Origin of the sequence: Amycolatopsis roodepoortensis, assembly GCF_014873915.1 — a bacterium.
GTDB lineage: Bacteria > Actinomycetota > Actinomycetes > Mycobacteriales > Pseudonocardiaceae > Amycolatopsis > Amycolatopsis roodepoortensis.
On sequence record NZ_JADBEJ010000005.1, the window covers coordinates 3,577,305 to 3,591,004 of the forward strand.

At 69.9% G+C, this 13,700-nt stretch carries 18 protein-coding genes; 13 read left to right on the top strand and 5 right to left on the bottom strand.

All coding sequences use genetic code 11. From position 1 onward, the window contains the following. The first annotated feature begins 39 nt into the window (after positions 1-39). The 3 genes from H4W30_RS36020 (at position 40) to H4W30_RS36030 (ending at position 2,782) form a co-directional block, all read left to right on the top strand. Positions 40-435 (top strand): hypothetical protein, encoded by a 396-nt coding sequence (locus H4W30_RS36020; protein WP_192746614.1) that lies wholly within the window; start codon positions 40-42, stop codon positions 433-435. Positions 436-463: 28 nt separating this feature from the next. Further along, positions 464-1,450: a 2,3,4,5-tetrahydropyridine-2,6-dicarboxylate N-succinyltransferase gene (dapD, locus tag H4W30_RS36025; protein WP_126736387.1), complete on the top strand. Its 987-nt coding sequence runs from the start codon at positions 464-466 to the stop codon at positions 1,448-1,450. A gap of 363 nt (positions 1,451-1,813) precedes the next feature. Further along, positions 1,814-2,782, top strand: coding sequence for a CHAD domain-containing protein (locus H4W30_RS36030; protein WP_192746615.1), 969 nt, complete (start codon positions 1,814-1,816; stop codon positions 2,780-2,782). On the opposite strand, the gene H4W30_RS36035 is transcribed toward H4W30_RS36030, so the two are convergent. Further along, on the bottom strand, positions 2,758-4,161 hold the full coding sequence (locus H4W30_RS36035; protein ID WP_192746616.1) for an FAD-dependent monooxygenase: 1,404 nt from the start codon (positions 4,159-4,161) through the stop codon (positions 2,758-2,760). The genes H4W30_RS36030 and H4W30_RS36035 overlap by 25 nt on opposite strands. Before the next feature lie 79 nt (positions 4,162-4,240). On the opposite strand from H4W30_RS36035, the gene H4W30_RS36040 reads away from it, so the two are divergent. Beyond that, the gene (locus H4W30_RS36040) at positions 4,241-4,849 is read left to right on the top strand and encodes a TetR/AcrR family transcriptional regulator (protein WP_192746617.1); all 609 of its coding nucleotides are present in this window, start codon (positions 4,241-4,243) and stop codon (positions 4,847-4,849) included. Here H4W30_RS36040 and dapC read toward each other — a convergent pair whose 3' ends face one another. The 3 genes from dapC to H4W30_RS36055 form a co-directional block, all read right to left on the bottom strand. Then, the gene (gene dapC, locus H4W30_RS36045) at positions 4,850-5,941 is read right to left on the bottom strand and encodes a succinyldiaminopimelate transaminase (protein ID WP_192746618.1); all 1,092 of its coding nucleotides are present in this window, start codon (positions 5,939-5,941) and stop codon (positions 4,850-4,852) included. It lies immediately after the preceding gene. Continuing rightward, a complete protein-coding gene (fdxA, locus tag H4W30_RS36050) occupies positions 5,938-6,258 on the bottom strand; it encodes a ferredoxin (RefSeq protein ID WP_016331413.1) in 321 nt (106 codons plus the stop codon). The genes dapC and fdxA overlap by 4 nt, the downstream gene beginning before the upstream one ends. Before the next feature lie 110 nt (positions 6,259-6,368). Then, positions 6,369-6,560, bottom strand: coding sequence for a hypothetical protein (locus tag H4W30_RS36055; protein WP_192746619.1), 192 nt, complete (start codon positions 6,558-6,560; stop codon positions 6,369-6,371). A gap of 53 nt (positions 6,561-6,613) precedes the next feature. On the opposite strand from H4W30_RS36055, the gene H4W30_RS36060 reads away from it, so the two are divergent. The 7 genes from H4W30_RS36060 (at position 6,614) to H4W30_RS36090 (ending at position 11,597) form a co-directional block, all read left to right on the top strand. Further along, entirely contained in the window at positions 6,614-7,348 is a 735-nt protein-coding gene (locus tag H4W30_RS36060) for a GNAT family N-acetyltransferase (RefSeq protein WP_192746933.1), read from the top strand. After that, positions 7,345-8,340 carry a 2-phospho-L-lactate transferase gene (gene cofD, locus H4W30_RS36065; RefSeq protein ID WP_192746620.1) on the top strand — a complete coding sequence of 332 codons (996 nt, stop codon included), beginning with the start codon at positions 7,345-7,347 and terminating at the stop codon, positions 8,338-8,340. The genes H4W30_RS36060 and cofD overlap by 4 nt, the downstream gene beginning before the upstream one ends. Then, positions 8,333-9,670 (top strand): coenzyme F420-0:L-glutamate ligase, encoded by a 1,338-nt coding sequence (locus H4W30_RS36070; RefSeq protein WP_192746621.1) that lies wholly within the window; start codon positions 8,333-8,335, stop codon positions 9,668-9,670. The genes cofD and H4W30_RS36070 overlap by 8 nt, the downstream gene beginning before the upstream one ends. Further along, positions 9,667-10,212: an NUDIX hydrolase gene (locus H4W30_RS36075; protein ID WP_192746622.1), complete on the top strand. Its 546-nt coding sequence runs from the start codon at positions 9,667-9,669 to the stop codon at positions 10,210-10,212. The genes H4W30_RS36070 and H4W30_RS36075 overlap by 4 nt, the downstream gene beginning before the upstream one ends. 30 nt (positions 10,213-10,242) lie before the next feature. Beyond that, positions 10,243-10,941 carry a hypothetical protein gene (locus H4W30_RS44380; protein WP_264082900.1) on the top strand — a complete coding sequence of 233 codons (699 nt, stop codon included), beginning with the start codon at positions 10,243-10,245 and terminating at the stop codon, positions 10,939-10,941. 28 nt (positions 10,942-10,969) lie between these two features. Beyond that, a complete protein-coding gene (locus H4W30_RS36085; RefSeq protein ID WP_192746624.1) occupies positions 10,970-11,320 on the top strand; it encodes a GntR family transcriptional regulator in 351 nt (116 codons plus the stop codon). 88 nt (positions 11,321-11,408) lie between these two features. Further along, positions 11,409-11,597 (top strand): hypothetical protein, encoded by a 189-nt coding sequence (locus tag H4W30_RS36090; RefSeq protein WP_126735153.1) that lies wholly within the window; start codon positions 11,409-11,411, stop codon positions 11,595-11,597. A 38-nt stretch (positions 11,598-11,635) separates the two neighbouring features. On the opposite strand, the gene H4W30_RS36095 is transcribed toward H4W30_RS36090, so the two are convergent. Continuing rightward, positions 11,636-12,532 (bottom strand): DNA-3-methyladenine glycosylase family protein, encoded by an 897-nt coding sequence (locus H4W30_RS36095; protein WP_192746625.1) that lies wholly within the window; start codon positions 12,530-12,532, stop codon positions 11,636-11,638. Between the two features lie 74 nt (positions 12,533-12,606). Here H4W30_RS36095 and H4W30_RS36100 point away from each other — a divergent pair, with 74 nt between their 5' ends. After that, the gene (locus H4W30_RS36100) at positions 12,607-13,059 is read left to right on the top strand and encodes an adenylyltransferase/cytidyltransferase family protein (protein WP_126735155.1); all 453 of its coding nucleotides are present in this window, start codon (positions 12,607-12,609) and stop codon (positions 13,057-13,059) included. Between the two features lie 200 nt (positions 13,060-13,259). Beyond that, positions 13,260-13,697 (top strand): hypothetical protein, encoded by a 438-nt coding sequence (locus tag H4W30_RS36105; protein ID WP_378234688.1) that lies wholly within the window; start codon positions 13,260-13,262, stop codon positions 13,695-13,697. Positions 13,698-13,700 lie beyond the last annotated feature (3 nt).

Genomic DNA, 13,700 nt, shown 5'->3' on the forward strand with positions numbered 1-13,700 from the left:
CGCACCGTACCGCCGGGGGCCCGGGACTACCGTGAAGGAGTGCGCATGCGAACGATCTTGGTCGCCCTCCTCTTGGTGCTCAGCGGGTGCGGATCGAGCGAAGTCCCGGTGAAGGTCCGGCCGACCCAGAGCACCGGGCCGGACGTGCTGCCGATCAAGCTCAAGGCGCTGAGCACCGACCAGTGCTATGTCGCGCCGGGTACCGAATCGCCCAAGGGCTGCCAGAAGTACGTGACCGAGCTCTTCAGCGCCGCGGGCACCATCCGCAAACGCCGCCCGGACCTGGCGTCGCACGCCGACGCGCTGGAGCGCCCGATCGCCGCCTTCCGCACCGCGAACTGCCAGGACCAGGTGGCCCCCGGCGGCCCGTGCGGCCAAGCGCTCGGCGACATGGCGACGGCGCTGACCAGTGTGAAGAGCCTCGTCGACGGCTGAGGCCGGTCACTGGGTTACCGTTCAGGTCGTGAGCGAGCAGACCCCTGACCCCGAAACGACCGGCGCCACCGGCGTCGGACTGGCCACCGTCACGACCGACGGCACGGTACTGGACACCTGGTTCCCGCTGCCCAAGCTGACCGACGGCACCGACAGCGAGGCCGGCACGGTGCGGCTGACCGCCGAAGAGGCTTCCGAAGCCCTCGGCGAGGCCGCGGCCGCCCAGCTCGGCCCGGACACCGACCGCGGTGTCGAGGTCGTCGCGGTCCGCACCACCATCGCCCGGCTCGCCGACGCCCCCGGCGACACGCACGACGTCTACCTGCGGCTTCACCTGCTGTCGCACCGGTTGATCCGGCCGCACGGCGCGAGCCTCGACGGTATCTTCGGCCTGCTGGCGAATGTCGTGTGGACCAACCATGGGCCGTGCCCCGTCGAGGGCTTCGAGGCGACCCGGCTGCGGCTGCGGGCGCGCGGCAACGTCACCGTCTACGGCGTGGACAAGTTCCCGCGGATGGTGGACTACGTCGTGCCCGCCGGCGTCCGCATCGCCGACGCCGACCGCGCCCGGCTCGGCGCGCATCTGGCCAACGGCACCACGGTCATGCACGAGGGCTTCATCAACTTCAACGCCGGCACGCTCGGCGCCTCCATGGTCGAAGGCCGGATCTCGGCGGGCGTCGTGGTCGGCGACGGCTCCGACGTCGGCGGCGGCGCGTCGATCATGGGCACGCTGTCCGGCGGCGGCAAGGAGACCATCTCGATCGGCGAGCGCTGCCTGATCGGCGCGAACGGCGGCGTCGGCATCTCGCTCGGTGACGACTCTGTCGTCGAAGCGGGCCTGTACGTCACGGCGGGCACGAAGGTGACCTTCGAGGGCAAGGTCGTGAAGGCGCTGGAGCTGTCCGGCATCTCGGGCGCGGTGTTCCGGCGGAACTCCGGGACCGGCGCCGTCGAGGTCGTCGCGCGCACCGGCGTCGGCATCGAGCTGAACGCGGCCCTGCACGCCAACTGACCTGCGGAAAGAGAGCAAGGGACCTTTGCTACCGCGCGGGCAGGGGGTGCGTGGAGATAGAGACGTTGAGTGTCCCTATTTCCACACACCCCTCACCCCGCGTAGCGATGCTGACTGACGGTGTGGGCTTCGGACGCGCGCGCGGGAGCAAGGGACCTTTGCTACCGCCTGGGGTCTCTCGAGTGTCGCGAAAGCCACTTTCGCGACGTCTGATGTCCCGAAAGTGGCTTTCGCGACATCCTCGGCTGCACCAAAAGAGAGCAAGGGACCTTTGCTACCACTCTCCCCCGGAGGGCGGTAGCAAAGGTCCCTTGCTTCTCTCACGGCCTGGACCACCTTGCCGGTTCACCTAGAATTCATCTTGTGACAGCCGAGACCCTGCCGCGCAAGAACGCCCCTTCGACCACTCCGGCCGCGCTCGGGCTCGGCGACCGTCCCGCGAAAGCCGGGCCGGACGATCCGGCGGCCACCCACGTCCGGGTCAAACTCGACGTCGAGATCCGCGCACTCCTCACGCACGAACCGGGCACCAAATCCGGCGCCGACCCCGAAGATCTGCATCAGATGCGGGTCGCGCTGCGCCGTATGCGGAGCGTCCTCAAGCTCTCAGGCCGCCTCGTCGGCCCGGACGCCGAGCCCGTGCGCGCCGAACTCGGCTGGCTTGGCCAAAGCCTCGGCGACGTGCGCGACTACGACGTCCTGATCGGGCATCTCCGCGAGGTCGTCGCTGAGTTCGAGGTGCGCGACCAGCCTGCCGCACGCCGCCTGGTGTCGAAGTTCGTCACCGAGCGCGGCGTCGCGAAGCGGCGGCTCACCCGCGCGCTCGCCAGCCCCCGGTACGCCTCGCTGCTGCAGGACATCGGCCGCCTCGCCCGGCAGCCCACCACCGAAGAAGCCGAGGAAAGTCCCCAGACCTCGGCCGACCTCGTCGCCGGTCTCGCGAAGCCGCATCGAAAGCTCGCAAAGGCCGTAAAGGCCCTTCCCGCCGATCCCCCGGACGACGACCTTCACGCGCTTCGCATCTACGGCAAGAAACTCCGCTACGCCGCCGAGATGGCCAAGCCCGCTGCGAAGAAGAAGCAGGCGGAGCGGATCCAGCGGCTGATCAAGGCCACGAAGAACTTCCAGACCGTCCTCGGTGACCACCAGGATGCCTGCGTCGCCGCCGAACGCATGCGAGGCGCCTTGAACACGACCGACGTCGAACTCGCCTTCATCGCCGGCCGGATCGCGGAGAAGGAACTGCTGCGCCGCGCCGAAGTCCGTGCCGCGTGGCGCGACGTCTGGGCCGAAGTCGACCAGGCCGCTCAGGCGGTGAGCGCACGGATGTAGCCGTCCGGGCGGATCTGCACCTGCCGCCCGTTCCCGGCCTCATACGCGGCGAAGGCGTGCCCGCCGACGTCCTCGAAATCCGCGTCGGACAACGCGTTGCCCGCTGGCAGGATCCGCCGCGCGCCGTCGGGCGCCGGGCCGTCACCGAACACCAGCACCGTCGCCTGCGGGCCGCGCAGCAGCTCGAACAGCCGGACGGACTTGCCGTTCGCGTCCTTCAGCGGCGCGTCCGGTGCCCGATCGCCGGGCCGGATCCGGCCGGTCGCCGCAGGCGCGAGCGGGCCGCCGCGATACCCGATGTCGAGCTGGCGCGTGTTCTCCCCGCGGTCGTGCGCGTCGTCCGCGCCTTCCTTGTACTTCTCGAGGATTTCGGTGCTGATCTTCAACACCCGCGCGGCGACCCCGCGCCGTTCGGGCTCGTAGCTGTCGAGCAGCTCCGGTGAACCGTCGGCGAGCTTCCAGCCCAGGTTGTACGCGTCCTGGACGCCGGTGTTGAGCCCCTGCCCTCCGGTCGGCGGATGGACGTGCGCGGCGTCGCCCGCGAGGAACACCCGGCCCTCCCGGAACCGCTCGGCGAGCCGGATGTTGGGCCGCCAAACCGTCGACCAGGCGAGATCGTGCAACCGGACCCCGCCGCCGGACAGCTCGTCGAGCCGGGCCTGCAACGTGCCGAGCGACGCCTCGACCTCCTCTTCGCCCAGCGGCGCGGCGAACTGGAAGTGCGGTACGCCGGGCAGCGGCGTGAGCCCGATCCCCGACATCGGGTCTTCGGGCTTCGCGAACCAATGCCCGTACGCGCGATCGAGCCCCTCGGCCTGGACATCGCCGAGCAGCATGCGGATCGATTCGTCGGTGGTGCCCTCGAACGCGATCCCCAGCGACTTGCGCACGAAACTCTTCCCGCCGTCGGCGCCGACGAGGTAGTCGACCCGCACCCGCTCGCCCGGCAGTTCGGCCGTCACGCCGCCGGCGTCCTGCTCGAAACCGAGCAACGGCGTGCCGAGCTCGACCTGGACGCCGAATTCGGCGAGCCGGTCGCGCAGGATCCCTTCGGTCCGCGACTGGCCGAGGAAGAACCCGTTCGGATACGGCACGTCCGGAGTCGGCTCGACGAGCTCGGCCATCATCCGCTCCCCGACGACCTCGCCGCCGAGGTGGATCCGTATCGGCACGGGTACCTGGCCGACCGCCAGGACCGCGTCCAGCACGCCGAGATCCTCGAAGACCTCCAGCGTGCGCGGTTGCAGCCCGTCGCCGCGCGAGCCCTCGAAGAACGTCTCGGCCTTCTCCACGATCCGCACGCCGACGCCGCGGCGCGCGAGATCGATGGCCAGCGTGAGCCCGGTCGGACCGGCTCCCGCGATCAGCACCTCGGTCATTACCCCTCCGATGAATTAGAATTCAGTGAATCCTGATTCAGTTTGGCCGTTGCTAGCCTTCCGTGTCAAGGAGGTGCCGATGACGGCGACGAGCCGCAAGGAGAAGGCGGCGGAGACCGAGGCCGCGCTCAAGGAGGCGGCGAAGCGCGTTTTCGCGGCGAAGGGGTACCTGAACACCAAGATCACCGACATCACGGCCGAGGCCGGACGCGCGGCGGGTTCGTTCTACAACCACTTCTCGAGCAAGGAAGAACTGCTCGAAGCGCTCCTCGAGGACCTCGCGGCGGAGAGCGACGTCAACGCGGCCTCACCGGAGCACCTGCCCGACTTCACCGACCCGCAAGCCGTGCACTGGCACGTCTGCGAGTACTGGAACTTCCACCGCGACAACGCCGCGACGATGCTCGCGCTGCGCCAGGCCGCGATGGTCAGCGACGAGTTCGCACGCACCTATGCGCGCTTCGGCGCCGCTCAGGCGGCGGACCTTCTGGACCACCTCGGGTACATCACCGAGGCGGGCATGGAACTCCCGGCGTCGGAGCGGGTCACGCTCGCGATGATGGCCGAACTGGTCAACGGATTCGCGCACACGTGGCTGCTGGACCCGTCGTCGGTCTCCGAGGAGGAAGCCATCGAGGCGCTGACGCGGTTCATCTACCGGGGCTTCACGGGCCGCGACGTGCCCTGATCAGGAGGCGAGCCGCTCCACGGCCGCGTCGATCCGCTCGTCCGTCGCGGTCAGGGCGATCCGGACGTGCTGCCCACCGGTCGGCCCGTAGAACGTGCCCGGCGCGGCGAGGATGCCGCGATCGGCCAGCCAGTCGACGGTGTCGAGCGCGGATTCCCCGCGCGTGGACCAGAGATACAGCCCGGCCTCGGAATGCGAGATCTCGAAACCGCTGTCCAGCAACGCCTTCCGCAGCACCAGCCGGCGGCGAGCGTAGCGTTCCCGTTGCACGGCAAGCGCTTCGTCGTCCTTCAGCGCGGCGACCATGGCCTCCTGCACCGGCCGCGGCACGATCAGCCCGGAATGCTTGCGGATCTCCAGCAGCCCGGCGACGAGCTTCGGGTCACCGGTGACGAATCCGGCGCGGTAGCTGGCCAGGTTCGCGGACTTCGACAGCGAGTGGACGGCCAGCAGACCGTCGAGGGAGCCGCCGTGCACCGACGGGTGCAGGATCGACACGGGCTCGCTTTCCCAGCCCAGCGCCAGATAACACTCGTCGGAGACCACGAGGACATCGCGTTCGCGCGCCCATTCGACGACTTTACGCAGGTGGTCGACACCGAGCACGCGTCCGGTCGGGTTGGACGGCGAGTTGATCCACAACATCGCGGGCCGCTGCGGGCCGAGCGCGAAGGTGCTGTCCGCGCGCAGCAGGGAAGCACCCGCCAGCAGCACGCCGACCTCGTAGGTCGGGTACGCCACCTCGGGGATCACGATGAGATCGCCGGGGCCGAACCCCAGCTGCCGCGGCAGCGAAGCGACCAGTTCCTTGGAACCGATCGTCGGCAGCACGGCCGCCTCGGGAATCCCCTCGATGCCGTGCCGCCGCGAAAGCGCGTCGATCGCGGCGGCCCTGAGCTCGGGGATCCCGTGCGTGGTCGGGTACCCCGGGATCTCCGACACGGATGCGAGCGCCGCGCGGATGCTCTCGGGGACCGGGTCCACCGGCGTGCCGATCGACAGGTCGACGATGCCGCCGGGATGCGCCTGGGCCTTCGCCTTGGCCTCGGCGAGGGAATCCCAGGGAAAATCGGGAAGAGCGACCCGGCTCATTCGCCCTGCGGGGGAAGAGCCTTGATGAAGGCGGGGTCGTGACTGGTCTTGCCGACCTTGGAGGCGCCACCGGGCGAGCCGAGTTCGTCGAAGAAGTCGACGTTGGCCTTGGTGTAGTCGTTCCACTCGTCGGGGACGTCGTCCTCGTAGTAGATCGCCTCGACGGGGCAGACCGGCTCGCAGGCACCGCAGTCGACGCATTCGTCCGGGTGGATGTACAGCATGCGGTCACCCTCGTAGATGCAATCCACGGGGCACTCGTCGATACACGCCTTGTCGAGCACGTCGACGCAGGGCTCGGCGATCACGTAGGTCACTGCGCACTCCTGCTTTATCTCTGCTTCACCAGTCTGCAACGGACATTACGCGCCCACGGGCGCGACCGGCCCGCTTAGGCCACCCTTAGCCGTACCCCGGGTATGGGCTTTCAGCGGTCTTTCCGGCGCGGCGGCGGAGTGGCCCTGCTGTCCCCGGTGATGACGAACTTCGGCGCGGCGGGCTTCGCCGCTTCTGTGTCCGTCTCGACGGCCTTTTCCGCGCCCAACGCCCGGTTGAAGCCGTCCGAGATCTCGCGGACGAGGTCTTCGTTGTGCCTGTCGTCCTTGCGCGCGATGCTCATCGGGGTCCCTCCACTGCCTTCCTTGGCACAATCTAACCGTGAACAGTGCGGAAATGCTCGAGCTCACCTGTAGCCGGGCTTGGACTCCCCTGCTGGAGAGCCGGATCGGTGACTGGAGGCTCCGCTGGGCGGACGGGTTCACCGCCCGGGCCAACAGTGCCCTGGCGATCGGTGACCCGGGAAAACCGCTGCCAGACGCCTTGCGGGCGGTCTGTGACTTCGCCCACGATCATGCCATCCCGCCGGTCGTTCAGGTGATCCAGAACACGTCCCTGGAGGACGCCATCGCCGCCTGCGGCTGGGTCCAGTATGTGGAACATCGGCCCGCGCACGAGGTCCGCGTCCTGACCGGGCCACTCGCGCAGGGGACCTCGGCGGGAGCGGAGATTCTCGACGAGCCGACGTCCGGATGGTGGGAGATGACGGCGGGCAGCGCGGACCCGCCGGAGGCGCCGCGGCATGTTCTCGGCACCGGCAAGGTCGGCTTCGGCCTCGTGGAGCTGGACGGCGTCACGGCCGGCGCGGTGCGCGGAGCGGTCGTCGGCGAGTGGCTGCACATCGCCCGGCTGGAGGTACGGCCGGAATTCCGGCGGCGAGGGCTGGCACGCGGGCTGATGAACGCCGTGGGCGCCTGGGGCGCCGCTCAGGGCGCGAGGGGGATGGTGCTGCAGGTCGCGGTGGCGAACTCCGGCGCGCTGAAGCTGTACGAAAGCCTGGGCTGTACGGAGCACCACAGGTACCGCTACTGGGCCCCGGCTCCGGGGGCGTGCGAGGATCGCCCGTCGTGAAGGTCGTCATTTTGGTCGGCGGAGTGGGCGGGGCCCGCTTCCTGCTGGGGGTCAAACAAGCACTGGGTCTGCCCGCGACCGGTTCCGCGCCGGAATCGCCGCACGAGGTGACCGCGCTGGTGAACACCGGGGACGACGTGTGGATGCACGGTCTGCGCATCTGCCCGGACCTGGACACCTGCATGTACACCCTCGGCGGGGGGATCGACGAGGAGCGCGGCTGGGGCCACTCCGGGGAGACCTGGACGGTCAAGGAGGAGCTCGCCGCCTATGGCGCCGAGCCGACCTGGTTCGGCCTGGGCGACAAGGACATCGCGACGCATCTGATCCGTTCGCGGATGCTGCGCGCGGGCTATCCGCTCTCGCAGGTCACCGAGGCGCTGTGCGATCGCTGGCAGCCGGGCGTGCGCCTGCTGCCGATGTCGGACGACCGCGTCGAAACGCATGTCGTGATCGACGACCCGGAGGATCCGGACCAGCGCAAGGCGATCCACTTCCAGGAGTGGTGGGTGCGCTACCGCGCCGAGCCGAAGGCGCATTCGATCATCGCCGTCGGCGCCGACGAGGCCAAACCGGCGCCGGGCGTGCTCGACGCGATCGCGGCCGCCGACATCGTGCTGTTCGCGCCGTCCAATCCGGTGGTCTCGGTGGGTACGACGCTCGGTGTCCCGGGAATCCGCGACGCGCTGCGGAAGACGCGCGCCAAGGTCGTCGGTGTCTCGCCGATCATCGGCGGGAAGGCGTTGCGCGGGATGGCCGACGCCTGCCTGAGCGCGATCGGCGTGGAGACCTCGGCCGAGGCCGTCGGGCGGCATTACGGCTCCCGCAAGGAATCCGACGGCGTCCTCGACGGCTGGCTGGTCTCCGAGGGCGAGACCGTCGACGTGCCGGGGGTCGCCGTCCGCGACGTACCCCTGCTGATGTCCGATGTGGACGCGACGGCCGCCATGGTGCGTGCCGCCTTCGATCTGGCGGGAGTTTCCGTTGACTGACCATGCTTCGGCGAAGATCGAGATCCTGCCGGTCGAAGGCCTGCCGGAGTTCCGTCCCGGCGACGACCTGACCGGCGCCATCGTCGAGGCGGCCCCGTGGCTGCGCTCGGGCGACGTCCTGGTCGTGACGAGCAAGATCGTCTCCAAGACCGAGGGCATGCTGATCCGGGTCCCGTCCGACCCCGAGGAGCGCGACGCCGCCCGGCGCAAGCTCGTCGAAGAAGAATCCGTCCGGGTGATCGCGCGGATCAACCGGACGGTGATCACCGAGAACAAGCTCGGCATCGTGCAGGCGGCGTCCGGCGTCGACGCGTCGAACGTGGCCTCCGGCGAGGTCGCCCTGCTGCCGTCCGATCCGGACGCTTCCGCGCTCGCGTTGCGGAACGGGTTGCGTGAACGGCTCGGCGTCGAGGTCGCCGTCGTCGTCACCGACACGATGGGCCGCGCGTGGCGGGTCGGGCAGACCGACGCCGCGATCGGCGCGTCCGGTCTGCGGGTGCTGCACTCGTACGCGGGTGAGGTCGACAGCCAGGGCAACGAACTCGCGGTCACCGAGGTGGCGATCGCCGACGAACTCGCCGCCGCCGCGGATCTGGTCAAGGGCAAGCTCGGCGGGACGCCGGTCGCCGTCGTGCGCGGCCTCCAGCCGACCGACGACGGTTCGACCGCCCGCAAACTGCTGCGCCCGGTCGAGGAGGACCTGTTCCGCCTCGGTACCAACGAATCCATCGCGCAGGGTCGCCGGGAAGCCGTGCTCGCGCGGCGTTCGATCCGGTCGTTCACCGACGAGCCGGTCGACCCCGAGGTGCTCCGCCGTGCGGTCGGGACGGCGCTGACGGCGCCCGCGCCGCATCACACGAAGCCGGTCCGGTTCGTGTGGCTGCGCGAGGAAGGCTTGCGCCGCAAGCTTCTCGACGCGATGAAGGCGTCGTGGCAGGCCGATCTCGAAGGTGACGACTTCACGCCCGAGCAGGTCGCGAAACGGCTCAGCCGCGGCGACATCCTGTACAACGCGCCCGAAGTCGTGGTGCCGTTCCTCGTCGCCGAGGGCGCCCACACCTATCGCGACGAGCGCCGGAACGCTTGTGAGCACACGATGTTCACCGTCGCCGGTGGCGCGGCCGTGCAGGGCCTGCTGGTCGCGCTCGCCGCCGAAGACCTCGGCTCGTGCTGGATCGGGTCGACGATATTCGCGGCGGACACCGTGCGCGACGTCCTCGGCCTGGACGAGCGCTGGGAACCGCTCGGCGCCGTCGCGATCGGCCATCCCGCCGCGCTTCCGCCCGCGCGCGGTTCCGTCGAACCCGGTGAAGGACTTCTCGAACTGTGACCCTGCACGACGACGTTGTGTCCACTTTGTCCGGTTGGCGACCGGTGGACGCGGCCCAGGAATCCTTACGCCAGGCCTATCTCGGCTTCCTCGCCGCCCGCGACGACGTCTGCCGCCGGGAATGCGCGGCCGGGCACATCACCGCGTCGGCCGTCCTTCTCGACGCCGACGCGGAAAACGTGCTCCTCACCCTGCATCCGCGGGTCGGTCGCTGGTTGCAGCTCGGCGGGCATTGCGAACCCGGCGACGCGACGCTCGCCGACGCCGCTCTTCGTGAGGCGCGAGAGGAATCCGGGATCGAGGACCTCGTGATCGACCCGGCCCCGGTGCACCTCGACGTCCACCCGATCACGTGCTCGCTGGGCGTGCCGACCCGGCATTTCGACGTGCGTTTCGTGGTGCGCGCGCCCCGCGGAGCACAACCGGTCCAAAGCGACGAATCGGACGATCTTCGGTGGTGGCCGGTGGATTCCCTGCCGAAAGGGTCGGAAGATCTCGCCGAACTGATGGAAGCCGCCGTGCCCGCGACGTCCGGCCGTTAGGGTGTCGGCTGACGTCCTAAAGGGGGAATGATGCTGACGGCGCTGACGCCATATCTCGACCGGGTCCGGGTCCACAGCAGCGGTGACGGTGACGGCTTCGGCTGGTTTCTGCTGATCCTGGCGATCATCGTCATCATCATCGTGATCGTGGTGATCATCGTGAAGGTCAATCAGGCGAAGAAACCGCCGATGACCTTCCCGCAGAACCCGAACTTCGGCGGTGGCGGCCCGGCCCCCGGCTTCCCGCCGCCTCCCCCGCCCGCCGGTGGTCCCGCCCCGCAGGGCAACTGGCAGCAGCAGCCCGGTTTCCCGCCGCCTCAGCCCGGTTACGGCCAGGCGCCCGGGTTCCCGCCCCCTCCGGCTCCGGCTGGTTTCGCGCCGCCGCCCGGTGCCCCGGCGCCCAACCCGTTCGCCGCGGCTCAGCCGCCCATGCCCGGTTTCCCGCCGCCCGCCCCGCAGGCCGGGCCGCCGATCGACGGCAGCGCGGACCGCACGCAGGTGGTGTCCCCGCAGCAGCAGACGGCCGCGGGCGCCGACCGCACCCAGGTGGTCTCCCCCGCCGGCGCCGACCACACGCAGGTCGTCTCGCCGGTCGCGGACCGCACCCAGGTCGTGTCGCCCGCGAACGCCGACCGGACGCAGGTCGTGCCCGGTGGCGGCGGCGACGCCACCCAGGTCGTCCCCGGTGGCGGCGGAGACCGGACCCAGGTCGTCCCGCCCCGTCAGTAGTCCGACCGTCCGCGAAGGGAGAAACCGCATGGTCAGGGTCGACCCGAACTCCTCGGTCCCGCCCTTCGAGCAGGTCCGCACCGCCTACGCGGAGCGGATCAACGACGGCACCCTGCCCGTCGGAGCCAAACTCCCGACCGTGCGGAAACTCGCCGAAGACCTCGGCATCGCCCCGAACACGGTCGCCAAGGCCTACCGCGAGCTGGAAGAGGCAGGGCTGATCGAGACCCGCGGCAGGGCCGGTACGTTCGTCAGCGCCGTCGGCGACGAAAGCCGCGAACGCGCGAGGCAGGCGGCAGCCGACTACGCCGCGCTGACGAAGAAGCTGGGTCTCGGCCGCGACGAGGCCAAGGCGATCGTCGACGCCGCGCTGGGCTGACCGCCCTCCGCGGAAACGAGCTGCTTGTTCCTGAAGCCCGACCGGCCGCCACAGGGCTGTTGCCCGGATCGCCGGTTAGGCTCTCGGCATGGTCTTCCTCTTGGTACTGGTGGTCGGCGCCCTGATCCTGGCCGGGGTCGGCGTCGGGATCTACTTCCTCGTGAAGTCGAACAGCAAGCCGCAGCCGCCCGCTCTTCCCTACCACCAGTACCCGCAGCAGCAGCCGCAGTACCCGAGCCAGCAGCAGCCCTACCCGCCGCAAGGCTGGGGCAACTGACGGCCGCATTCAGAGGACTAAACGCGGCGGTGGCGCGATCACATCGCGCGGTAGTCGCGGAGTTCGATCTTCGGCCCGAACCTCGGGCGGCGGAATCCGGCCGTCGAGAGGTAGCGCACCGCGCGCTGCCGCTGCGGTGAATACGGCGCCAGCACCTCGGACATCCCGGCGTCGTCGAGTTTCGCGCCGACCAGCGCGTGCCCGACCATCGACGGGATGTTGTAGTCGCCGAAGCTCACCGCGTCCGGGTCTCCCCAGGCGCGCTGCGCGATCTCCGCCGCGGTCCACACGCCGATGCCGGGCACCTTCCGCAGCCAGGCCCGGCCTTCGACACCCTTCAGTTCCACGGCTTTCTCCAGCCGCGACGCGACGCGGGCCGCGGCGATCAGCGTCGTCCGCCGTTTCAGGTCCACCCCGGCGCGATGCCATTTCCAGTCCACAATGGATCGGATGGCGACGGGTGTCGGCGGCACACGCAGCCGCGCCGGGCCCGGGCCCGGCGCCTGCTCCCCGAACCAGCGGCACAGCTCACCCCACGACCGCAGCGCCTCCGTGCTGGTCACCTTCTGTTCCAGCACGGCGAGCACCAGCGCGTCCCACACCCGGCCGGTCGAGCCGAGACGCAGCCCCGGATTGCGGCGGCGCGCCGTCGCGATGACGTCGTGGTGCGCGACGAATTCGGAGTCGTCGTCGTGCGCGCCCAGCATCGCCGGAACGCCTTCGAGCAGCCTGTCCGCGCCCGGCCCCCAAGCCTCAGCCTCGATCTCGCCGTCCGCGCGCCGCAGCAGCGCGAGCGTGCCCGCGCCGTCCGCTGTGTTGGCGGCCACCCAGGTGACCCCGCTCTCGGTGCGGACGACGTTGGGCGACCTCGAGCCACGGCTCAGCGGGCCCAGAACCGTGTCCAGGTCCAGCTCGAAGGCAGGACGGAATCGCACACACCGAACCTACCCGGCACTCGGCTAGGGTGAGCGGGCCACCTGAACCCGTAAGCCTATGGAGGACACCGACGATGACCGAGCGACCGGCGAAGGCCTCGATCGTCAGCGGGTACTTCAACCCGCTCCACCAGGGCCATCTCGATCTGTTCGAGGCCGCGCAGGCGCGGTCCGGCTACCTGATCGTCATCGTCAACAACGATCACCAGCAGGTCCTCAAGAAGGGCAGGGTGATCCAGACCGAGGACGTCCGCGCCCGGATCGTCCGCGCGCTGCGCATCGTCGACGACGTGTACATCGCCGTCGAGCAGGGGCCGGGCATCAACGAGTCGTTCGACCAGATCCGCGCGGCGTACCCCGACACGGAGCTCGAGTTCTGCAACGGCGGCGACCGGCGCAACGTCGACGAGCTCCCGGCCGACGAAGTCGAGGCAGGGGCCCGCAACAACATCTCGATGATCTACGGCATCGGCGGCACGGACAAGGCCGACTCCAGCACCCGGATCCTTTCGGACATGGAAGCCTGAGGCCTGGCGGCCCGCCAACTTTTGTCGGAAGACGTTTGCGGGTCTGCTGACGGCGGCCGCACCTAGGGCCTACCCTAGACAACACACAGTCGGCCCTGATCCCAGAGGGCCCCAGGTCAGTCGGGAGGCCTAGGGGAATGGACCCCCGTGCTCGGGCGGACGCCTTGCTCGCACGCGCAAACGCGCGTGGAGCCTTCGTCGTGACACCGGACAACGCGACGTCTCCGATGGACTCCGCGAACACCCAGCAGATCCCCCGATCGGTGGTCGCCGAGATCGACCGTTCCTCGGACCCGGATACGACCACTCAGCTGCCGGCTTCGTTGATCGCCGAGAACGATCACCCGCTCGCGGGACCCGAACCGACGACGCGGCTGGACCTGCCGCCGGCTCGGGGCGAAGGCTCGACCCAGCCGCAGCCGTACCCGCGCCGCCCCGGCGCTCCGCAGCAGACCAGGCCTTTGCCGCAGGCGACGGCCCCGCTCACCCGGCGGCCGCCCGCCGCGCCGGTGCAGAGTCCCCTGATCGAGCAGCCGGAGCCGGAGACCGTCGAGAACGAGGTCGGCGGCCTGGTGCCGACGGTGAAGCAGAACCCTTCGGGGCGGTCGAACCTCTCGCGCCGCCTGGACGGTATTTAGCTC

What these genes read in the sequence shown, in the direction of transcription:
- H4W30_RS36035 (WP_192746616.1), bottom strand. Translation starts at nt 4,161, where the DNA reads ATGACCGAGGTGCTGATCGCGGGAGCCGGTCCGACCGGGCTCACGCTG.
- H4W30_RS36040 (WP_192746617.1), top strand. Translation starts at nt 4,241, where the DNA reads ATGACGGCGACGAGCCGCAAGGAGAAGGCGGCGGAGACCGAGGCCGCG.
- dapC (WP_192746618.1), bottom strand. Translation starts at nt 5,941, where the DNA reads ATGAGCCGGGTCGCTCTTCCCGATTTTCCCTGGGATTCCCTCGCCGAG.
- H4W30_RS36055 (WP_192746619.1), bottom strand. Translation starts at nt 6,560, where the DNA reads ATGAGCATCGCGCGCAAGGACGACAGGCACAACGAAGACCTCGTCCGC.
- H4W30_RS36060 (WP_192746933.1), top strand. Translation starts at nt 6,614, where the DNA reads ATGCTCGAGCTCACCTGTAGCCGGGCTTGGACTCCCCTGCTGGAGAGC.
- H4W30_RS44380 (WP_264082900.1), top strand. Translation starts at nt 10,243, where the DNA reads ATGCTGACGGCGCTGACGCCATATCTCGACCGGGTCCGGGTCCACAGC.
- H4W30_RS36085 (WP_192746624.1), top strand. Translation starts at nt 10,970, where the DNA reads ATGGTCAGGGTCGACCCGAACTCCTCGGTCCCGCCCTTCGAGCAGGTC.
- H4W30_RS36090 (WP_126735153.1), top strand. Translation starts at nt 11,409, where the DNA reads ATGGTCTTCCTCTTGGTACTGGTGGTCGGCGCCCTGATCCTGGCCGGG.
- H4W30_RS36100 (WP_126735155.1), top strand. Translation starts at nt 12,607, where the DNA reads ATGACCGAGCGACCGGCGAAGGCCTCGATCGTCAGCGGGTACTTCAAC.